Source organism: Paenibacillus humicus NBRC 102415 (genome assembly GCF_004000905.1).
GTDB classification, from domain to species: Bacteria; Bacillota; Bacilli; order Paenibacillales; family Paenibacillaceae; genus Paenibacillus_O; species Paenibacillus_O humicus.
The window spans coordinates 1-2,962 of sequence record NZ_BIMD01000099.1; the positions used below are offsets into that span (position 1 = coordinate 1).

General features: G+C 58.7%; 2 protein-coding genes. Both read right to left on the reverse strand.

Annotated features, from left to right (window positions below; translation table 11 throughout):
• Positions 1–396: 396 nt before the first annotated feature.
• Positions 397–2,448, reverse strand: coding sequence for an NAD-dependent DNA ligase LigA (gene ligA / locus PHU01S_RS25445; protein ID WP_048750070.1), 2,052 nt, complete (start codon positions 2,446–2,448; stop codon positions 397–399).
• A 291-nt stretch (positions 2,449–2,739) separates the two neighbouring features.
• The coding region (locus PHU01S_RS25450; protein ID WP_164763203.1) for a hypothetical protein at positions 2,740–2,962 on the reverse strand (223 nt) is incomplete at its 5' end.

Below are 2,962 nucleotides of genomic sequence, written 5' to 3' on the forward strand. Positions count from 1 at the left end.
GTAAAGCGTTGTCGAATTTATAGCTTAATCATTTGTTCAGTTTTCAAAGAACTTGGTTGGTCACAAGAGAATACTTTATCATACTGAGCATTTCTTGTCAACAGCTTGTTTTTCTTTTTTGTTTCCGTTCGCCGTTGTTTTTACCGTGCCGCCGAAGCGACAAGAAGTAATATACCACAGTCTCCAAACCATATGCAACCCCTAAATCAAAAAAAGGTCGAATTGATTTTCTGCCCCCCTATCAAGCCTTGCTGATGGCTCAAATACTAAATAGCAAAAAGGAAAGGGACCGAAAAGAGGCGTCCCCTGTTCGGTCCCTTCTATATGCCTGAATCGGGAACCTTGCGGCTTCCCAAGTCTAGACTTCCGTCCACTCCATTCTTGCCAAGGTCTGCTTCAATCCATGCCAAGCAGCCGGCGTATCTCCTGCTCGTCCTCGATGACAGCTACGCCCAAGGCACGGGCCTTGTCGAGCTTGCTGCCGGCGCTCTCGCCGGCAAGCACGAAGTCGGTCTTCTTGGAGACGCTGCCGCTTACCTTGGCTCCCAGCGCCTCCAGACGGCGTCCGGCTTCATCCCGCGTCATTGTGTGCAGCGTGCCGGTCAGCACGACCGTCTTGCCGCTGAACGGACTGTCCACGGCGATCGGCTCGACCTTGTCCGCCTCCGCCTTGACGCCCTTCTCGCGCATGCGCCGGATGCTCTCCCTAATAAGCGGCTCCTTGAAGAAGCCGACGATGCTTTCAGCCACGATGCCGCCGACATCGGGGAGAGCGGTGAGCTCCTCGGCCGATGCTTCCATGATGGCGTCCAGGCTGCCGTAATGGTCGGCCAGCATGCGCGTGGTCGCCTTGCCTGTATTCGGAATGCCGAGCGCATTGAGGAAGGAGGCAAGGTCGCGGTCTTTCGACTTCTCGATTGCGTCCAGCAGATTGCGCGCCTTTTTGTCTCCGAAGCGCTCCAGCTTGATCAGATCGTCATAACCGAGATCGTACAGATCGGCCGGATCATGCACTTCGCAGGAATCCAGAAGCTGCTCCGCTGTCATGACGCTGAACGTCTCGATGTCCATAGCGTCCCGCGAGGAAAAATGCGTGATCCGGGCGATAATCTGCGGCTTGCAGCCGAGACGGTTCTCGCAAAACAGATGGGCGCCGCGCTGCACGAGCGGCGTGCCGCAGGCCGGGCAAGTTTCGGGATAGACAATTTCCTCCCCCTGCTCTTCTTCATCTGCTCTGCCGAGGATTTCGGGAATGACGTCATTGGAACGCCGGATGAAGACGCGGGTGCCAAGCGCGTGCTTCAGTCCCTTGCGCTCGATATCCCCGGTATTGTTGAGGGTGCAGTTCTGCACCGTGACGCCGGCCAGCTCCACCGGCTCCACGCGCGCGAGCGGAGTTACTTTGCCCGTACGGCCGACATTCCAGGACACCGATTCCAGCACCGTCGTGCTTTCTTCCGCCTCGAACTTGAACGCCACCGACCAGCGCGGGAATTTGTCTGTATAGCCGAGAGCCGCCCGGGTGCGCATATCCGTCACTTTGACGACCGCTCCGTCAATGAGAAAATCGAGCTCCGGACGCATGACGGCAATCCGATGCAGCTCCGCGATGACCTCCTCGATATCGTCGAAGTAAGTGATATACGGGTTGACCTTGAAGCGGTTGTCCCTGAGGAACTGGATCAGCTCGGCATGGTCGCGGAACTCGAGCTCGTCGGAATAACCGATATTATAGAAGAAAGCGCTCAGGCGGCGTTCGGCCGTAACCTTCGGATTGAGGTTGCGCAGAGCGCCTGCGGCGCCGTTGCGCGCGTTTTTGAGCGGCTCGGCTGCGGTCTTGTTGTAGTTCTCCAGCACGGAAAGGAACATCAGCCCTTCGCCCTGGACTTCGATAAGGCCGTCCTTGTACGGAATTGTCAGAGGGACCGAACGGATCGTCTTCACCTGCGCCATGATGCTCTCGCCGACCGTGCCGTTGCCCCGCGTCGCCGCCTGAACGAGCTCTCCGCCGTCATAGGTCAGGTTGAGAGTCAGCCCGTCGAACTTGAGCTCGACGACATAGGAAGGATCCGGCAGCGGCTCCTCGTCGGGATTTTTGGCATTGTAATCGGCGATGCCGCGGGCGAGGCGCTGCTGCCAGGCGCGGACGGCATCCTCGTCCTTGGCCTTGTCCAAGCTCCATAGGCGGGAACGATGCCGATGGGGCTCGAACCCCTTGAGCGTCTCTCCTCCGACGCGCAGGGAGGGCGACTCCGGCAGCACGACGCCGCTCTCGCTCTCCAGACGAACCAGCTCATCGTATAAAAGATCGTATTCCTTGTCGCTGATCGTCGGGTTGTCGAGCGTGTAATAGTTGTAGTTGTGCACGGCAAGCTCTCCGGCGAGCTCCCGCATCCGCTCCACGGCTTGCGGATCTGCTCCGGCCGCCAGCTCTTGCTGCTGCTCCATGCGGTTATCCAAGCGGAATCCCCGTCCTTTTCATCCGAATAATGGCTTACGTTTCTATTGTGCGCGTTTCATTATGTAAGCAACCCTGCCCGGAGGCCGGCGATCCGGCTTCCGGGCAGGAAGGCATGCTTGAATAGATATAAGACCGGACCAACATCCAACAGCGATCCGTATAAATGCAAAATGTTCATGAGCGCACGGCTGCAACGAGCGGACGCGATGGACCATGCCATTGGGAAGGACATATCGCCGGCAAGCACGAGAAGCTGCCGCTTTCCTTCCGAGAGGCTGTCAGCCCGACACCTTCTCGATCGGGGCGAAGCTGGCGAGCAGCTTCTTGAGCCCGACCGGAGCCGGGAATGCGATCTGGATCTCCGTGTCGTTGCCGGTGCCCTTTACCGACACGATCACACCGGTGCCCCATTTCTTGTGGGCCACCTTGTCTCCGGCGGCGAAGCTGCGCGCCGCATCGCCCGCGGCCGCGGGAGCGCCCGGCGTGCTGACACGCACGCCG

Excerpts from the sequence above, each read along its gene's own strand:
- ligA (WP_048750070.1), bottom strand. The coding sequence starts at position 2,448 with ATGGAGCAGCAGCAAGAGCTGGCGGCCGGAGCAGATCCGCAAGCCGTG.